Genomic DNA, 18,206 nt, shown 5'->3' on the forward strand with positions numbered 1-18,206 from the left:
GTTATGATTTCAGGCATATTAGTATCACCGGGAATTGCTTTTGGTAAGGCACTGTTACTGAAAGAAGATGAAATTCTCATCAACCGGAAAAAAATCTCTGCGGATCAGGTGGAACAGGAAACTGAACGTTTTCTGACTGGCCGTTCCAAAGCATCCGCACAGTTGGAAGCGATCAAGAAGAAAGCGGGCGAGACGCTGGGCGCAGAGAAAGAAGCCATCTTCGAAGGCCACATCATGTTGCTGGAAGATGAAGAGTTCGAGCAGGAAATCATAGCCCTGATTAAAGATGAACATGCTTCCGCCGATGCCGCCGCGTTTTCCGTTATCGAAAACCAGGCCAAAGCGCTGGAAGAACTTGATGATGAATATCTGAAAGAACGCGCCGCAGACATGCGTGATATCGGGAAGCGTTTGCTACGCAACATTCTCAATATGACCATCGTCGATCTGGGCGATATTCAGGATGAAGTGATTCTGGTCGCAACGGATCTGACGCCGTCAGAAACCGCACAGTTGAATCTGGACAAAGTGTTGGGCTTCATTACCGATATCGGTGGTCGCACATCTCACACCTCCATTATGGCCCGCTCGCTGGAACTGCCTGCGATCGTCGGCACGATAGATGTCACTCGTCAGGTCAAAAACGGCGACTATCTGATTCTGGATGCGGTCAACAACAAGATCTATCAGAATCCGACTGCGGATAAGATCGAAGAATTAAAAGCCGTTCAGCAGCAATATCACGCTGAAAAATATGAGCTGGCTAAATTGAAAGATCTGCCGGCTATCACGCTGGACGGTCATCAGGTTGAAGTTTGTGCCAACATCGGTACCGTGCGTGATGTGGCGGGTGCGGAGCGTAACGGCGCAGAAGGCGTTGGCCTGTATCGTACCGAATTCCTGTTCATGGATCGTGACTCGCTGCCGACCGAAGAAGAGCAATTCCAGGCGTATAAAGCCGTTGCTGAAGCCGTTGGCGCACAGGCGGTTATCGTCCGTACCATGGATATCGGTGGCGACAAAGACTTGCCTTACATGAACCTGCCGAAGGAAGAGAACCCGTTCCTTGGCTGGCGTGCTATCCGTATCTGTCTGGATCGCAAGGAAATCCTGCATGCTCAGTTGCGTGCCATTCTGCGTGCGTCCAACTTTGGCAAACTGCGTATCATGTTCCCGATGATCATCTCCGTGGAAGAAGTACGTGAGCTAAAAGCTGAACTGGAGATGCTGAAAGCGCAGCTACGCGAAGAAGGTAAAGCCTTCGACGAAAGCATTGAGGTCGGCGTGATGGTTGAAACACCTGCCGCCGCCGCTATTGCTTCTCATTTAGCCAAAGAAGTCGACTTCTTTAGTATTGGGACAAATGACTTAACCCAGTATACTCTGGCAGTTGATCGCGGTAATGAGCTGATTTCTCATCTCTATAACCCGATGTCCCCCGCCGTCCTTACCCTGATTAAGCAGGTCATCGACGCGTCTCATGCCGAAGGCAAATGGACAGGGATGTGCGGTGAGCTCGCCGGTGACGAACGTGCTACACTACTGTTATTGGGAATGGGTCTGGACGAATTCAGTATGAGTGCGATCTCTATCCCGAGCATCAAGAAAATCATCCGTAATGCGAATTACGAAGATGCGAAGGCGCTGGCGGATCAAGCACTAGCTCAACCGACAGCACAAGAGTTAAGCAATCTGGTGAGCCGCTTTATTAAAGAAAAAACGCTCTGCTGATTCTGCTTTACCTAATAGGTTTCAAGGTGGCAATCAGCACCCCCGACAGTCGATACCGTCGCCGTCGGGGTAGCGAAAAAACGCCAATGCCACAACAACTTGAAAGATTAGGGTATACGCTGGCCCAATATTAATGCTTAGGAGAGAATCATGGGTTTGTTCGATAAATTGAAATCTCTGGTTTCTGACGATAAAAAAGACACTGGCAGCATCGAAATCATTGCCCCGCTGTCCGGTGAAATCGTCAATATTGAAGATGTTCCTGATGTCGTTTTTGCAGAGAAAATCGTCGGTGATGGCATTGCGATCAAGCCAACTGGCAACAAAATGGTTGCACCGGTAGACGGCACCATCGGCAAAATTTTTGAAACCAACCATGCGTTTTCCATCGAGTCTGACAGCGGCATTGAGCTGTTTGTGCACTTTGGTATTGATACCGTTGAATTGAAAGGCGAAGGCTTCAAACGCATCGCCGAAGAAGGCCAGCGCGTGAAGAAAGGCGATCTCGTTATCGAGTTTGACCTGGCTCTGCTGGAAGAAAAAGCGAAGTCTACTCTGACACCAGTGGTTATTTCCAACATGGATGAAATAAAGGAATTGACCAAACTGAGTGGTACGGTTGTTGTCGGTGAAACACCGGTTATCCGTATCAAAAAGTAAGCCTTTCCTCTACGGATGGTTTACTACGTTTGCACGAAGCGGCACCAGGATGGTGCCGTTTTCGTTTCAGGCTTTCCAGCGCGGTATACACAGGCGAATAACTAATCCGCACTGCTCACCATTATCCGCCTCAATATGCCCACCGTGCGCCAGCACAACCTTTCGGGCTATCGCCAGCCCCAATCCATAGCCCTTGCCAGACAGCGGCGAATCAACACGAATGAAAGGATCGAAAATACTGGAGAGCTTACTTTTCTCTACGCCAGGCCCCTGATCGACAACCTGAATCATCCATTCCTGCTCATTGCCAATGAGCGACACGGCAACCTGCTGAGCGGGAACAGAAAAACGTAGCGCGTTGCGCATGACATTATCGACCGCCCTGCGCATCAACTCCGCGTTGCCTTTGACCGTGTAGTCTTCGTTTTCATCCGCCGCGAGCAGGATTTCAACGCCGGTGACCTGTGCTTCATAACGCGCATCGTTTACCACGGCTGTCACTAATCCCAGCAAATCGAAATAAGCCTCCTCAATGCCGGAATGCTCCGTGCGCGATAGCGTCAACAGTTCACCAATCATCTTATCCATCAGCAGCGCTTCACGTTCGATACGCTGCAAGGAGTTCTCCAGGTTGTCTGGGTTCTGCCTCACCAGCCCGATGGCAAGCTGCAAACGCGCCAGCGGAGAACGTAGTTCATGCGAGACATCATGAAGCAGTTGTTCGCGCGCGCTGGCCAGGCTGTCCAGCCGTTCGACCATGGAATCAAAATCACGTGCCACGTCGCTGATTTCATCATGGCGCTTACGCATCACTGGCAGCAGGCGCACGTTCAAATCGCCTTGCGCGACCTGATCAAAACCGGCACGAATCTGGTTCAACGGGCGAGCTAAACTCCATGCCAGCACCGAACTAAATAGCAACCCGCCAAGCCCAGCAATGATGACAAACGGCGCTGGCACATTGAGAAATTCAACGGGACGAGGAGGACGAAATTCGCTGCGCAGCAACTCGGCGTCATAACGTATCTGATACCACCTTCCCGCTGGGCCACTAACCTGCTTGATAACGTAAGTAGCCCGCTGCGTGCCACGTTTATCTGGTGTGAAAGCATCGTCGAGCAACGCGTTCTGCGGTGAGGAGACGAGATCCTGTTCCGACAGAGGGAACGGTGACGCCGTAATGGAAATGTATTGTTGCTCCTTTGCTGGCAGCAGCGATATCACATCGTTGAGTTCAACCAGGCCGCCATGTTGTAACGCCGCAGCCACTATTTCTGTTTGCATTGTCGCAATGCGCGACACCACAATCTCTTCCAGCGGCTTATGGCGATCTCCGTCCAGAGAAAAAGCCAACCACAGCAGTTGAGACATAACGAGGAACGTCAGCCAGAACCCCAGCAATATCTTCCAGAAAAGCCTTCCACGAATCATCATCAGCGAATCCGGTATCCGACGCTGCGCACGGTTTCAATCGTCATCGTGTTGCCCGGTAATGCCCCAAGCTTCTGACGAATATTGCTGATATGTACGTCTACGCTGCGGTCATAAGCCTCACGGCGACGCCCCAGACATTTTTCGGACAGTTCATCTTTTGACACCACCCGCTCAGGAAAACGCAATAGCAGTTCCAGCAAATTAAACTCAGATGCCGTCAGATCAAACGGCTTCCCGCGCCATGCGCTGATGCGCGTCGCAGGGTGCAATACCAGTTCACCACTGGCCGCTACGCTTGCGTCCCGTTTCGTACTCGGCTGCTCGTCATAACGTCGTAGCACCGCCCTCAGTCGCGCTACCAGTTCACGCGGGTAGCACGGCTTGGGCATATAGTCATCCGCCCCCATTTCCAGACCGATGACCCTGTCAATATTATCCCCTCTCGCCGTCAGCATAATAACCGGTAACTGCTCGGTTTTTCTGATCTGGCGTAGTACATCAATCCCACTCATATCCGGTAGCATGACATCCAGAATCATCGCGGTGTAATCCCCCGACATTGCGCCATCGATGCCCTCTTTGCCCGTCAGCACCCGGGAAGTCAAAAATCCTTCCGCATTCAGATATTCACAGAGCATATTACCCAGCTCTACGTCATCATCGACCAGTAAAATATTCATATTCTGTCCTTATTAATCGGATCCCTACATAATTCGATTTGCGGAAAAAACACACAAGCAACGTGAAATATAACGGTATATATGTTGTATTCTCAGGTCTGGCGTTAATATTCGCAGCCAGATTTACGTAATCCTTACCATTTCTTTCAGCAAAGATTACCGCTACCTTTACAGACTCGGGGTAAATTACCCTTCTGCGTTATTTACTTCCGTTCAGACGCGTTTATTAAGGACGACTTCCCCTGATGCAATCACGATTCTTTACACGACGCCGTACGATGATCGCACTTGGTCTCATTGCTACTGCCGTGCTTATTCATCTGTTTTTCAGCAAACCATCGCCGGTACCAAACGCGATCACCACCGCCGCAGAGATCGCGGATCTCGAACAAACGGTCCTCGCCGATGGAAACATTGAGGCGCAGAAGCAGGTTAGCGTCGGCGCTCAAGCCTCGGGGCAAATCAAAGCGCTGCACGTCAAACTCGGCGATAAGGTGAAAAAAGGGCAACTGATCGCCGAGATTGATGACCTCACCCAGCAGGACACATTAAAGAATGGCGAAGCGGCGCTAAAAAACGTTCAGGCCCAGCGAGCAGCCAAACTAGCGGAATTGCGTAATAACGAATTAAGCTGGCAGCGTCAGCAAATGCTGATGAAACGCGGCGTGGGCGCACAGGCCGATTACGATAGTGCGAAGGCAACGCTCGATGCCACCAAAGCCAATATCGACGCGCTAGACGCTCAAATCGTTCAGGCGCAACTCACCGTGAACACCGCCAAAGTGAATCTGGGATATACCCAAATTCGCTCGCCGATGGATGGCACGGTGGTGGCGATTCCGGTTGAAGCAGGCCAAACGGTAAATGCGATCCAGACTACGCCAACCATTGCCAAAGTCGCCAATCTGGACACCATGACCATCAAGGTAAAAATCTCAGAAGCCGACGTCGTTAAGGTGAAAACCGGCATGCCGGTCTGGTTCAGCATTCTGGGTGAACCGAATAAGCGTTATGAAGCGACGCTGAGTTCGATTGAACCCGCTCCCGACTCCATCAACACAGACTCGGCAACCACATCATCCAGCACAAGCAGTTCCAGTTCCTCATCCAGCACCGCAATTTATTACAACGGTCAGTTCGATGTGCAAAACCCTGATGGCGTATTGCGTATTTCGATGACGGCGCAGGTCAATATTCTGCTGTCTTCGGTGAAAAATGCCATCGTCGTCCCTGCGACAGCGTTAACCTTGCGCAATGGCATGTGGTACGTGCAGATCGTCAATGCGAACAAGAAGATTGAATCACGCCTGGTCACGCTTGGCCTCAATGATAACGTGCGCACCCAGATCCGTTCAGGACTCAGCGTCGGGGAGCAGGTCGTTGTCAGCCCCTCTCCCGGCGATGTAACCTCCACGCATCCCGGCCCACCGATGGGGATGTAACGCATGTCCACATCTTTGCTTAAACTCACCGGCATCACCCGCCGTTTTTCCAACGGTGAACAGGACGTTACCGTTCTTAAAGACATTAATCTAACCATCAATCAGGGCGAAATGGTGGCGATTGTCGGTGCGTCAGGATCGGGAAAATCCACGCTGATGAATATTCTCGGCTGCCTGGATAAACCGTCCGCCGGTGACTATCAGGTGGCAGGACGCGCCGTTGGCGAATTGGATAACGATCAATTGGCCGAACTGCGCCGCGAACACTTTGGTTTTATTTTCCAACGCTACCACCTGCTTGGAGACCTGACTGCTCTCGGGAATGTCGAAGTCCCTGCGATTTATGCAGGGAAGAGCAGACTGACGCGCCGTCAACGGGCAGCCGATCTACTGACCAAACTTGGGCTGGAAAATCGCCTTCACTATCGACCCAGCCAGCTTTCCGGCGGCCAACAGCAGCGCGTAAGTATCGCACGGGCGCTAATGAACGCAGGCGGCATTATTCTGGCGGATGAGCCAACCGGGGCGCTGGACACCCATAGCGGCAACGAAGTCCTGAGCATACTTCGCGACCTGCACAAGCAGGGCAACACCGTCGTGATCGTCACGCACGATATGACGATCGCCGAACACGCGCAGCGCATCATCGAACTGCGCGATGGTGAAGTGATTGCCGATCGGCAAACGCGCCCCGAAGAAGCCACTGCACCGTTACCTGAAACCGCGTCTCCTACCACCTCGGCCCTGAATCAGTTCAAAGATCGCTTTATTGATGCCTTTAAAATGGCGCTGCTGGCGATGAATGCGCAGCGGATGCGTACCTTTCTGACCATGCTCGGCATTATCATCGGCATCGCGTCGGTCGTCTCGGTAGTTGCACTGGGAAAAGGTTCGCAGGAGCAGGTGCTGGCCGATATCAACTCGATGGGCACGAGCACGCTGGAGATTTTTCCCGGCAAAGACTTTGGCGACATGGATGCCAGCGCTATCCAGACGCTGCGTGCCAGCGATATTCAGCCACTGACACAGCAGCCCTACGTGCATAGCATCACGCCTTCAATCGCCACCAGCGTCACCATGCGCTACGGCAATATTGCCGTTTCCGCCAGCGTTTCTGGGGTTGGCGAACAGTTCTTCACCGTGCGCGGCTACACGTTGGATCGCGGCGTGCTTTTCCCGCGCAGCAGCGTCGATCAACTGGCGCAGGATGCAGTGATTGACAAAAATACGCGCGATAAGCTCTTTCCCCACGGCGAGGATCCCATTGGGCAAGTGATTTTGCTGGGCTCACTACCCGTGCGGATTATCGGTGTCGTCAGCAGAAATCAGGGTGGCTTCGGCAGCGATGAAAATCTGAACGTCTGGGTGCCGTACACCACGGTGATGAAGCGCATGGTCGGGCAGTCCTACCTGAGAAGCATCACGGTGCGGGTAAAAGACAATATTGATATGAACATCGCCGAGCAGAACATCACCACGCTGCTAACGCAGCGGCACGGTACGAAAGACTTCTTTATCATGAACACCGACAACATCCGCCAGATGATCGAGAAAACCACCACTACACTCGCGCTGCTGGTGTCAATGATCGCCCTGATTTCGCTGCTGGTCGGCGGTATCGGCGTGATGAACATCATGTTGGTATCCGTCACAGAACGAACCCGAGAGATCGGCGTTCGTATGGCGGTTGGCGCACGCACCAGCGACATCATGCAGCAGTTTCTCATCGAGGCCGTGCTAGTTTGCCTGTTCGGCGGCATCGTGGGCGTAGCGCTATCGTTGGGAATCGGCGTGCTATTCGCACAGTTCAGCAGTAATTTTTCGATGATCTATTCCAGCGCCTCGATTATTGCCGCGTTCCTGTGCTCCAGCCTGATCGGCATTATCTTCGGCTTCTTCCCTGCTCGCCGCGCGGCACGGATGGAACCGATTCACGCGCTGGAGCGGGAATAGTCATCAGTCAAAGACCCCGGTGGACAGATACCGATCGCCGCGATCGCAGGCGATCGCCACAATCACGCTGCCGGGGTTTTCCGCCGCAAGCCGCAGTGCGCCAGCCACCGCACCGCCGGAACTGACGCCGCAGAAAATGCCTTCCTGACGCGCCAGTTGCCGCAGCGTATTCTCTGCGTCCACCTGTGTCATATCCAGAATACGATCGACCAGATCGGCGCGGAAGATGCCCGGCATATAGTCAGGCGTCCAGCGGCGAATGCCGGGAATATGGCTTCCTTCCGCAGGCTGTAACCCTACCGTACAGATTTCAGGATTCTGCTGCTTCAGATAGCGGCTGACGCCAGAGATCGTACCGGTTGTCCCCATGCTGGAAATAAAATGAGTCAGCCTACCCGCCGTCTGTTGCCAGATTTCCGGACCAGTGGTGAGAAAATGCGCCAGCGAGTTATCTGGGTTATTGAACTGATCGAGCGTTTTACCCTCTCCCGCCAACACCATCTGTTTCGCTCGATCGCGCGCCCCTTCCATCCCCAGTTTACGGTTGACCAATACCAGTTCCGCACCATAAGCGCGCATCGCAGTCTGGCGTTCATAGCTCATATTGTCCGGCATCAGTAGGCGTAGTCGGTAGCCTTTCACCGCCGCAATCATCGCTAATGCAATGCCGGTGTTCCCGCTGGTTGCCTCGATCAGCCTGTCACCGGGAGCGATATCTCCGCGATCCTCCGCCTGCTGGATCATAGAAAACGCAGCACGATCTTTTACCGATCCGGCAGGATTATTCCCTTCCAATTTCAGCCAGATTTCGCTGTTTAACCCCTGCGTCACACGCTGTAATCTCACCAGTGGGGTGTTGCCAATACACTGCTCAAGCGTCGTCACAAATTGAGTCCTAAAAAAACCCACGCGTGCGGCGTGAGTGAGATAAAAGTTAGTGTTTATTCATTTGCCGTTTTACGCGCCACTGCAAGGCACTTTTGATAAACAGCGTCAGTATCGCCATCACGGTTAACAGCGCCGCCGCGGTAAACGCTCCTACGCTGTTATAATCCTGATGCAGTAATTCAACCTGTAGCGGCAGCGTGTAGGTTTCACCACGAATTGAACCCGACACGACGGATACCGCGCCAAACTCGCCAATCGCCCGGGCATTGGTCAGCACGACGCCATAGAGCAGCGCCCAGCGGATATTCGGTAACGTCACCTGATAGAACACCTGCCAGCCTGACGCACCAAGCAGCACGGCAGCCTCTTCCTCCTGACTGCCCTGGCTCATCATCACCGGAACCAGTTCCCTGACCATAAACGGGCAGGTCACAAATATTGTCACCAGTGCAATGCCCGGCCAGGCAAACATCAACTGTAGCCCCTGCTCATCCAGCCAGCCGCCGACCGGGCCATTGGTGCTGTAAAAGAGTAAATAGAGCAAACCGGCGACCACCGGCGAGACGGCAAAAGGAATATCGATCAGCGTAAGTAAAAGTTGCCGCCCCGGAAACTGAAAGCGTGTGACCAACCATGCTAGCAACGTGCCAAACACCAGATTCACCGGTACAACAATCGCGACCACCAGCAGCGTGAGGCCAATCGCATGCAGCATGTCAGGATCGCTCAGATTACGCCAGACGCCCCCCAGTCCGTGCGACAGCGCAGCGGCAAAAATTGACACTAAAGGGATGACTAGCATGATGAGCGATAATATCACGCCCAACGCAATCAGCGCGGCTCTCGCCCAGTTGCGCGCCTGCCGAACAGGATGAGATTGACGTCGCGGCATCGAGGTAGGGATCTCTGCCATTACACGCTCCGGGTCCGTTGACCAAAACGGCTTTGCAGCACGTTGACGGCAAACAGTATCAATAAGGACGCGGCTAACACAACGGAGGCAATCGCGCTGGCAGCAGGGAAATCAAATTCCTGCAAACGGATAAAAATCATCAGCGAAACCACTTCTGTCTGCCAGGCAATATTCCCCGCAATAAAGATAACCGCGCCAAATTCACCCAGACTGCGGGCAAACGACAGCGCGGTGCCGGTTAATAGCGCTGGCGTTAACTCTGGTAAAATGACATAACGAAAACACTGCCAGCGATTCGCCCCCAGCGTCTGTGCCGCCTCTTCGTATTCCGGCCCCAGATCTTCCAACACCGGTTGCACGGTACGCACCACAAAAGGAATGCTGGTGAACGCCATCGCAACCGTAATCCCCAGCCAGGTATAGGACACCTTGATGCCGTATTCTGCCAGCCATGCGCCGTACCAGCCTGTTGTTGAAAACAGCGCAGCCAGCGTCAGCCCTGCCACCGCGGTGGGTAGAGCGAAGGGTAAGTCCATCAATCCATCCAACAGCGCTCGGCCGGGAAAATGGTAGCGCGTCAGAATCCACGCCATTAACAGGCCAAAGCCCGCATTAAAGACCGTCGCCAGCCCCGCCGCCAAGAGCGTGACCTTGTAAGCCGCCACCACCTGTGGGTTGGATATCACCGCCCAGTACTGCGCCACACTCATCTCTGAGAGCTGCATCGCCAGTGCACTTAGGGGCAGTAACAGAATCAGACAAACGAACAGCAGACTGCTGCCCAGACTCAGCGCGAATCCCGGCAGCACCCGCTTACCTGAACCCAAAGACATTACTGACGACCAGACGCCAGCAGTTTATCCAGTTCACCACCGGTGTCGAAGTGGGTTTTCATCACCTGTGGCCACGAGCCAAACTGATCTTCTACTCGAAACAGCGTGGTTTCTGGGAAGCGAGATTTTAGCGTTTGCGCCAGTTCGGGATTATTCACGCGGTAGTAAAAATCGGTGATCACCTTCTGCGCGTCTGGACTATAGAGATAATTCAGATAGGCTTTTGCCGCCTGCTCCGTGCCATTCTTCTCCACATTCTTATCGATCCACGCCACTGGGAATTCCGCCAGTACGTTGACCTTCGGAACGATCACCTCGTAGTTCTCGGCACCGTACTGATTACGAATGTTATTCACCTCGGATTCAAAGCTAATCAGCACATCGCCCAACTGACGCTCCACAAACGTGGTGGTTGCGCCACGACCGCCGGTATCAAATACCGCGACATTCGCCAGAAAACGCGTTATCCATGCACGAGTTTTGGCCTCATCGCCACCGTTGGCTTTACTGGTCGCACCCCAGGCCGCAAGGTAGGTATAGCGGGCATTACCGGAGGTTTTCGGGTTCGGGAAAATCAGTTTCACATCATCACGTACCAGATCGTTCCAGTCGTGAATCCCTTTGGGGTTACCTTTACGAACCAGAAAGGCCATGGTGGAGTAAAACGGAGAGCTGTTATTCGGTAAACGTGCCTGCCAGTCAGCGGGAATCAGTTGCCCGCGATCGTGTAGGATCTGGACGTCCGTCACCTGATTGTAGGTCACCACATCGGCTTTCAACCCTTGCAAGATAGCCAGCGCCTGTTTAGAGGAACCCGCATGTGATTGTTTGATTGTTAGCGGATCGTTGGGATGCTGCGACAACCACTGCTTTTCAAAGCCTGGGTTGAGCGCCACAAATAGCTCACGAGACACATCATAAGAGCTGTTCAGCAACTCGGTAGCGGAGACAGCGCTCTGCCCGCCCAACAGCAATGACAGCGCCAGAGAACCCTTCACCAGCCAGCCTTTCACCTGTACTTGATTCATCTTATGTCCTGCCAGAGTTAGCGCCTATTCGGTAGGCTTTGTTATGGGAGCTATCGTGTGAATAACCGATATTGGAATGCGCGTAGTAGCGCAAATCAGTGTAGGGGAAGTGCTGGTTAACATATAACCTTTATATATAATATTTCGGAGTTTTTAAGCGCGAAAGGGCATAACACCACAACGAGAGATAACGGCAAAAAAGAAGAAAAAGAAAAGAGAAAAACGCAGCAAGATAGGCTACGCAGAGGAACAGAAAGTATTGATGCCTGCACAAATACAGGCATCAGGAAAATGCGTCAGATCTTACAGTGACAAAAGCTTCGCCAAAGACGGCGCGAAGAAGTAGCTGCCGCTGACGGCACGCGTAAAGCGCAACATATCGTCACGTTTGCCGTCACGATCGCCGAACATACTCAGCAACTGCTGTTCAATGTTATGCAGACGCGCACAGTAGGCGACGAAATAAAGCCCGTTCTTCCCGCTGGCGGTGCCATAAGGCAGGCTCTGACGCAGGATTTTCAGCCCTTTGCCGTCTTCCTTTAAATCCACGCGGCTGAGGTGCGACGTTACAGGGCGTTCATCGGAAGACAGCTCTTCGTTATCCTGCTTCGTGCGCCCGATTATCTGTTCTTGCTGTTCCACGCTAAAACGCTGCAACTGCTTCAGATTGTGTTCCCAGCGCTGGGTAAACACGTAGCTGCCACCGGCATCCGGCTGGTCTTCAGGGATAATTGCCACGGCGTGGCGTGCCTCACCCTGTGGGTTTTCCGTACCGTCGATAAAGCCGCTTAAATCGCGATCTTCTACCCAGCGGAAACTGTGTGTTTCTTCTTCGATACGAATCGCGCTACCAAACGCGGCCAGCGCCGCCTGTGCCAGCGTGAAGTTAACATCATGGCGGAGCGATTGGATGTGGATCAACAGATCGCGCTGCGTTGCTGGGGCGAGCCCTTTACCCAACGGCGTAAACGATTTCAGTTCCGTCGCGCTGTGGTTGCAGTCCAGATCGCGCCAAACATCGTTACCAAACGCCAGCACCGCACCTAACCCAGCATCGGGGTACTGCTGCTGTAAATCTTGTAATGTCTGACAGAATTTTTTGCATCCCTGCCGGATAGCATCAAACTCTCCCTGAATCATCGCTTCCATAAAAATGGCAAAACGGCGGTGTTCCAATAAAATACCGCTTTGAATTGGTGTCATTTCTGCTTCCTCAAGCGTCAGTTTTTTCTTTTGTTGTTATGGTTTACTACTGTGGTTACAACAAATACGGCGACCGGAAAAAAGATCGGGCGACACGAGTATCATACCGGAAGCCGCCTGGCTTTTACCTTGCGTGAAGACAAATTAGTCCGTTAACGTCAAAACGCCCTTTATAAAACGGATGGGTTACGCGCCTGTGCGTGCCACACGATTTTGCTCACTTTCCAATTTTTCAGGATATCGTCGGGCGGCATTAAACCTTCCGGGCCGCTCCACTCGCCGGAATAAACGTAGCTGATATGCGTGCTCTGCGGTGCCGCACATTCAACACCCTGCGCATCATCACCTTGTCCCAACTGGCAAGACTCAAAGGCTTTGCTGTAGGTATTGCTAAAGGCATCACCGATTTTCACGCCACCTGCGCTGCCAATCGCCGGATCCATGACTTCAACTTTGCGCACGCTACCCTTCGGCTGGCCGCTGATGACCATCTTCACCTCTTTGCCATCAAGTGCCTGATAAAACGCGACCAGTTGACCGTTGGATGTCCCCATTCCGCTACGCAGTTGATAACTGCCATCCAGCGCATTCTGTAACGCGCCTTCGGACAGCGGCGTACCCGCATTAATGCCACCGACACCTTCATCGGTAACCTCCAGCGAGCTGCCGAACCAGTTAAACGGCGATAGGCTGGACCAGGAAAAATTGGACAGCGTACTGCATCCGGTCAGCAGTAGCGGTAAACCCAACACGAGCGGTAACCCCAAAGACAGCGGGCGAAAATTCATAGTGTGTACTCCTCAAAATTGAACGGCTTCCGTCATCAGCCCTCTGACAAGATGGGAGTTGGAGTCTGCAAGCGACGAAAAGTGCCGTAAAAGACGGGATAATCCTGCGGAAGATTATAGGGGGCATGGGACAAGAAACCTACCAGAACCGCAGGCCCTCCGAGAACCGGAAAGCCTGCGGGCAACATCAACTGCGCGGCGAGGCGAAATCCGTTAAGTCATAACGATGTGGGAACAGATCGTCCAGTTCTGTCTGGTGCGTAATAGCCACCACGGTACACATCGGCAACGCCAACTTGACCAGCGCCAGAAGCTGTCTGGCAGAGTCATGATCCAAATTACTGGTCGCTTCATCCAGATAGAGCGTATCCGGTTTGGCAATCAGCGCGCGGGCAAAGGCAACACGCTGCCGCTCGCCGCCGGAAAACACCCGATCCCAGTTCAGTTGCTCATCCAGACGATCGCGCCATGCACCCAGCCCGACGCTATCCAGCGTCTGGCGCAGCATCTCGCTATCAGCCAGCGGTGGGTGTGGATAGCAGAGGATCTCCGCCAGCGTCCCCTGGCCTAAATAGCTTTGCTGTGGCAACAGCAGGCTGCGCCCTTCGAGCGATTGCCACCGGCCATCGTAATACGGCCATAAACCATGTAGCGTGCGCAGCAGCGTGGATTTCCCTAACCCGCTGCGGCCAGAAAATTTACTCCAGCTACCCGCTTCGCAACTCAGATCCACATTTTGCAACAGCGGAGAGCCCTGTGGCGTAGTAAAGGAGAGCTGTTCAATGCGTAAATCCTGCCCTACTGGCGCATCGGCCTGTTCGGACTGATGACGTTTGATTTCTTCCTTGAACTGGCTCAAACGCGCCATACTGGCGGACAGAATCACAAATTCCTTGTACTTATGGATAAACCAGCTCAGCGCACCGTGCACCTGCGCAAACGCCCCGCGAATCTGCATCAATCCGCCCAGCGTCACTGTTTTACTCAAGAAGGCAGGCAACGCCGCAAAGACCGGCACAATCTGGCTCACACGCATATAACCCGTGGTGAAAAAGCCCAGATTACGTTCGGCATTCATAAAACGCCCCCAGTTCAACACAATGGCAGAGAAATGACGCTGAAGATGACGTTTCTCTTGCGCTTCGCCGCCGTACAGCGCGATTTGCTCAGCATTATCATGCTTACGCAGCAACGCGGCGCGGAAATCTGCCTCCGCTTTTTGTTTATCGTAATTAATATCGTGCAGGCGTTTCCCGACCACATGCGTGATCAGACTGCCGATCAGCGTATACAGAATAGCGATCCAAACCAGATAACCTTTGATTACCCACTCTTCGCCAAACAACATAAAACGCTGAACGCCCGATAACCCCCACAAGATAACGACAAAAGAAAATAAGCGTGCCGTCACGATCAAAAACTCCACCACCAGGCTAACGGCTTTGTCGACAAACAGGTTGATATCTTCGGCAATACGCTGATCGGGGTTATCAATCTTGCCCGCCACCGACATACGATAAAATGCCCGCTTCGCCAGCCAGCTCTCCACCAACTCTGCGGTTAACGCACTACGCCAGCGAATAATCAGCAGTTTGGTAAACCATTCCTGATACACGATCGACCCGATATAGAGCAGGATGTAAATACCATATTCTTTCATCAGGGAAAGCAACAAACTGCCGTCAAATGCCCCTAACGCATCATAAAACGTTTTACTCCACTCGTTTAACAACACGTTGAGATAGACGATCATCCCGCCCATCCCGATGGCAATGAACAGGAGTAACCAAGCCTGCCAACTTCGTTTGCCGCCCCAAAAGGGACGACAGAGATCGACAAACTGCACCGAGATCTTCTTCACTCTTTCACCTCTTGTGGCAAGGCGATGTAAAGCACCCGGTTATCAGAGTTATAGATCTTCGCCGACATGCCGCGCACGCCTTCCAGTGTGATGCTGTCTGCCAGTTTAGATACGCTGCTCAAATAGCGCGGATCGTCATAGTGGCGATAGCTCAGCAACAAGCGACGTTGTATGGTGGTCAGATCGCTCTGACGCCCTTTTTCCGCACGGATGAATTGTGCTTTTTGCTCATCCACATCCTGCTGCGTAATCTTTGACGGCAGTTCAGCGAAAGCTTGTTCAGCCAGCGTCCACAGCTCCTGCGCACGCTCAGGTGCACTGGTGAAGCTCACCTCCGTCTCAATGCGCTGTTTTTTATCTTCCAACTCGCTATCGACACGCATGCGATAAATACCGAGTGCATCATCACGCAGGCTCGTCTTGAGATATTTACTCGCAATGTTACGAGCAATGCTCACCTGTACCGCAGCCTGCGGCGTCCACATATGCGGTGTGAAACTCCAGGTCAGGATATCGGCACGCGGTTCAATATTGATGGCAGAAGTTGCTTCACGTTTACCCGGAAGCGCCAAATGTGACTTCACGTCGCTAGCAGGCTGGCGCGGAATGGTCGCCAGATAACGTTCAACCTGTGGCAACAGTTGTGCCGCAGGCATATCCGCGATCAGATAATAAGTCACCGGTGCAACAGCGGCTTTATGCCACTGTGACAGCAAAGCTGGCGCAGAAACGTGCTTCAGTTCAGCAATGTCAGGCTGTTGCCAGGTGGGTCCACCAAAGCGTAATTTGGTAATTTCGCTGGTTCGCTTTCCTGACACGGACTGATCGTCATTGGCTTTCTGACGTGCCAGACTCATCATGCTCTCTTTCATCACATCCGGATCGATACCCGGTGCAACATTCAGCTCACGGTATAACCCAAACAAACTTGCCAGTTGATCGGTCGGCGCGGTGCCACTGACGGTCAGTTGATCCGCGCCCTGATCGATACTCAGCGACAGCGTTTTTTCCTTTTTCCAGTTACTGAGCGCTTCCCCGCTCCATGTTGCTGGCCCGCTTTGATTGACCAATTGACTCGCCAGTTGTGCCTGCCACGGATTCAACGTATCTGCCATGAAGCCAGCCTGACTCGTCGCGGTGAGATACACTTTCTTACCCGCTTCCGGCACACGTAGCCATACCACGCGATCGCCGTTGCTCAACTGCCACTGCTCAACCTTCTGTGCAGCAAATGTCTTCACCGCCGTGCGCTTTCCGCTTTGCGTCACTGAAGGAAGTTCAGGAATGATTTTCTCTTTTTCCACCTGCAACGGTGTCAATGTCGCCACCGTCCACTGCTTTTGCAATTTGATAATCGCATCTGGCTTAGGCAGCGTGAAAGGCGTTGCGCCCGGCACGCTAAACTGCACCAGCGTATCTGGCGAAGCTAACCAGCGTTGCAGATGGCGGTTCACATCTTCCACCGTGATAGTATCCAGCGCTTCCAGCGCATCTTTACCGCGCTGCTGACTACCGACATACGGGCGATCCTGTTGCCAAACGATGGTCAACTGCTGAACCCAATCCGCAAACTCGCGTGTTTCAGGGGTATCACTCATACGCTGCGCGACTTCACGAATGTCGGATGTGATCTCCGTGATGTCCTGCTCGTTTAACGGATAGCGTTTTAACCGCTCAATTTCTTTCAGTACGGCAGAAAGCGCAACGTCATGGCCTCCCGGCATCACATTGGCGAAAAAGCCCAGTGCGGCGGTGGTTTTACCAATATCTGATTTACGCACCACCAGGCTACTGGCGTCTTGCGGCAACTCCGCTTGCTGTCGACGCACCTGACGGGTTACCGCAGACATCGTGATTTGCGTCAGCAAACGGTGACGGTATTCTGATTGGCCAAATGCATCTTTATCATTGAAACGGTAGACAAATGACACCTGGCTGCTACCGCTTTGACTATCCTGTAAACGCGCGACTTTGAGGCGTGGTTTCAGTAACGGTTCGTAGTAATCTTGGGCTGGCACCGCGACATCCGGCAGTGGTGCAAAATAGCGCTGAATGTCACGTTCCGCATCCGCAGGCGTGATATCACCAATAATCATCAAGCGCATATTCGACGGACGATACCAACGCTGATAAAAATCCTGTAATACGCGGGCAGGCGTCTCGTTGATCGATGCTTCTGTGCCAATCGTTGGGCGCGAAGGATAGCGGGAATCATGGCGAATCGCCTGTACACGCTGCTGATTCATGCGTTCTGCTACACCCAGCTTGCCACGCCACTCTTCCAAAATGATTTTGCGCTCATCATCCAGATCGCTTTGTAACAGCTTGGCATGACCCGTCATCTGGCTCAGCGCCTGTAACGTCGCCCCCAGATCGCGATTACCTTTCGGTGGGCTCATCATATACATGGTGCGTTCGTAGTTGGTCATGGCGTTATAGTGCTGCGCGCGAACCCAACCTTGTTTGTGCAGTTCCGTGCCCACGCCTTGAGGAAAGGTGTCGGTGGCGCGAAACACCATGTGCTCCACCATGTGCGCCACACCGGATTCGTTGTCGTTTTCATCGATCGAACCGACATCAACAATCAGGCGAATATCGACCCGCGTCTTCGCCCCTTCCAACGGCACGAGGGTATAACGCAACCCGTTAGCCAGCGTCCCTTCTTTAATCACCGGTAACGGACTTTTTATTTCGTCCGCCTGGCTCACGCCCACAATGCTTCCCGCTAACAGGCAAATAACACCCGTCAGCCAATACATAATTTTATTTTTCATCACTGACCTTTATTATTT

General features: G+C 52.9%; 14 protein-coding genes. 4 read left to right on the forward strand and 10 right to left on the reverse strand.

The genetic code is table 11. From position 1 onward, the window contains the following. Positions 1–3: 3 nt before the first annotated feature. Both ptsI and crr read left to right on the forward strand, forming a co-directional pair. Positions 4–1,731, forward strand: coding sequence for a phosphoenolpyruvate-protein phosphotransferase PtsI (gene ptsI, locus A8F97_RS13890; protein WP_012822731.1), 1,728 nt, complete (start codon positions 4–6; stop codon positions 1,729–1,731). 150 nt (positions 1,732–1,881) lie between these two features. Further along, entirely contained in the window at positions 1,882–2,391 is a 510-nt protein-coding gene (gene crr, locus A8F97_RS13895) for a PTS glucose transporter subunit IIA (RefSeq protein ID WP_005971886.1), read from the forward strand. A gap of 66 nt (positions 2,392–2,457) precedes the next feature. Here crr and A8F97_RS13900 read toward each other — a convergent pair whose 3' ends face one another. Further along, on the reverse strand, positions 2,458–3,825 hold the full coding sequence (locus A8F97_RS13900) for an ATP-binding protein (RefSeq protein WP_012822730.1): 1,368 nt from the start codon (positions 3,823–3,825) through the stop codon (positions 2,458–2,460). After that, the gene (locus A8F97_RS13905) at positions 3,825–4,505 is read right to left on the reverse strand and encodes a response regulator transcription factor (protein ID WP_033070971.1); all 681 of its coding nucleotides are present in this window, start codon (positions 4,503–4,505) and stop codon (positions 3,825–3,827) included. The genes A8F97_RS13900 and A8F97_RS13905 overlap by 1 nt, the downstream gene beginning before the upstream one ends. Positions 4,506–4,750: 245 nt before the next feature. Here A8F97_RS13905 and A8F97_RS13910 point away from each other — a divergent pair, with 245 nt between their 5' ends. Both A8F97_RS13910 and A8F97_RS13915 read left to right on the forward strand, forming a co-directional pair. Next, a complete protein-coding gene (locus tag A8F97_RS13910; RefSeq protein WP_033070970.1) occupies positions 4,751–5,947 on the forward strand; it encodes an efflux RND transporter periplasmic adaptor subunit in 1,197 nt (398 codons plus the stop codon). A 3-nt stretch (positions 5,948–5,950) separates the two neighbouring features. Beyond that, positions 5,951–7,900, forward strand: coding sequence for a MacB family efflux pump subunit (locus tag A8F97_RS13915; protein ID WP_033070969.1), 1,950 nt, complete (start codon positions 5,951–5,953; stop codon positions 7,898–7,900). A gap of 3 nt (positions 7,901–7,903) precedes the next feature. On the opposite strand, the gene cysM is transcribed toward A8F97_RS13915, so the two are convergent. The 8 genes from cysM to A8F97_RS13955 form a co-directional block, all read right to left on the reverse strand. Further along, the gene (gene cysM, locus A8F97_RS13920; RefSeq protein WP_033070968.1) at positions 7,904–8,785 is read right to left on the reverse strand and encodes a cysteine synthase CysM; all 882 of its coding nucleotides are present in this window, start codon (positions 8,783–8,785) and stop codon (positions 7,904–7,906) included. A 49-nt stretch (positions 8,786–8,834) separates the two neighbouring features. Further along, positions 8,835–9,701, reverse strand: a complete 867-nt coding sequence (gene cysW, locus A8F97_RS13925; protein WP_033070967.1) for a sulfate/thiosulfate ABC transporter permease CysW — start codon at positions 9,699–9,701, stop codon at positions 8,835–8,837. After that, entirely contained in the window at positions 9,701–10,534 is an 834-nt protein-coding gene (cysT, locus tag A8F97_RS13930) for a sulfate/thiosulfate ABC transporter permease CysT (RefSeq protein ID WP_012822724.1), read from the reverse strand. The genes cysW and cysT overlap by 1 nt, the downstream gene beginning before the upstream one ends. Then, a complete protein-coding gene (locus A8F97_RS13935) occupies positions 10,534–11,562 on the reverse strand; it encodes a sulfate ABC transporter substrate-binding protein (RefSeq protein ID WP_033070966.1) in 1,029 nt (342 codons plus the stop codon). Before A8F97_RS13935 ends, cysT begins: the two co-directional genes overlap by 1 nt. A 303-nt stretch (positions 11,563–11,865) precedes the next feature. Continuing rightward, positions 11,866–12,765: a Dyp-type peroxidase gene (locus A8F97_RS13940; protein ID WP_033070965.1), complete on the reverse strand. Its 900-nt coding sequence runs from the start codon at positions 12,763–12,765 to the stop codon at positions 11,866–11,868. Positions 12,766–12,935: 170 nt separating this feature from the next. Next, complete coding sequence (locus A8F97_RS13945; RefSeq protein WP_014698825.1) at positions 12,936–13,553, reverse strand: RpoE-regulated lipoprotein; 618 nt, start codon at positions 13,551–13,553, stop codon at positions 12,936–12,938. A 187-nt stretch (positions 13,554–13,740) separates the two neighbouring features. Beyond that, the gene (locus A8F97_RS13950) at positions 13,741–15,414 is read right to left on the reverse strand and encodes an ABC transporter ATP-binding protein/permease (RefSeq protein WP_012822720.1); all 1,674 of its coding nucleotides are present in this window, start codon (positions 15,412–15,414) and stop codon (positions 13,741–13,743) included. Continuing rightward, positions 15,411–18,188, reverse strand: a complete 2,778-nt coding sequence (locus A8F97_RS13955) for a M16 family metallopeptidase (protein WP_033070964.1) — start codon at positions 18,186–18,188, stop codon at positions 15,411–15,413. The genes A8F97_RS13950 and A8F97_RS13955 overlap by 4 nt, the downstream gene beginning before the upstream one ends. Between the last annotated feature and the right edge of the window lie 18 nt (positions 18,189–18,206).

This window comes from Pectobacterium parmentieri, assembly GCF_001742145.1.
Lineage (GTDB): Bacteria > Pseudomonadota > Gammaproteobacteria > Enterobacterales > Enterobacteriaceae > Pectobacterium > Pectobacterium parmentieri.